The sequence below is a fragment of the Vibrio sp. 2132-1 genome (assembly GCF_033344315.1).
On record NZ_JAWPON010000191.1, the window covers coordinates 1 to 847 of the forward strand.

An 847-nucleotide genomic window follows, 5' to 3' on the forward strand; every position below is an offset into this window, starting at 1 on the left:
AAACAAGTCTCTCACTGGAAACTCAAATATATTGTTTAGTGCAATATCAATATCGCTTTGTCGAATAGCACTGAACAAGACATATAGAGCTTTTTTGCAGGCTGTCACAACGTCGCCATCTCTTCGAACATGGCAAAGACGTAAACATTCCTCTGCCGTCATGCCTGGCAATAAGTTCAGCTTGATGAGCGCAAAGTTCACACTTGAGTGTGTTGAGTGGGAAATGACGTCAATACAGTATTGGTTAAAGTCCTGGTTTTGTAAGTAGCCTTTGCTACCAAACTTAAGGTCATACTTTAAGAGCGCCTCTAAACTGTCAGGAATTGGGCGTGTAAGCATTTGGCCTTGAATTGCTTCAACCTGAGTCATAAAGCGCATATGGGGGATCTGCGCATGTGAAATGAAGTTCGCCCCCGCGCGAAGTAAGAACTTTTCATCTGCATATCTCAGACATTGTTGGGTCTCCCTGACAATAATCTTTAGCTGACGGCCATACGCGGACCTTAAACGGTAGCAATCTAACGCGATCTGTTGAACTTCGCTTTGGTTATCACAGCTGAAAACAATAGTTGAAGAGCGAGGGTTGTTTAACATCGCTATGAGTTCTTGATTACTCTCGGCCATACGCATCCCTTTTGGGGCTTTCACGCTTTCTCTGAAAGCTCTTCTGCTGACATAGATTCTATCGCTATCCGATTTGTCTTCTGGCATGACATGAGATTGATGCGTTTCGTAAGGCGTTGCTTTTAGCTTCTTATCTTTAGTGCTAGAGAGAAGGTACTCGTCTTGGGAAATTACACCGTGTTTATTGGACCAAAAATCCACAAGATAGCAGTAGCGAGCGTCA

Annotated in this window: 1 protein-coding gene; it reads right to left on the reverse strand. The window is 43.6% G+C overall.

Translation table 11 applies throughout. The features are described from left to right. The coding region (gene bcsE / locus R8N47_RS24335; protein WP_318185996.1) for a cellulose biosynthesis protein BcsE at positions 1-847 on the reverse strand (847 nt) is incomplete at both ends.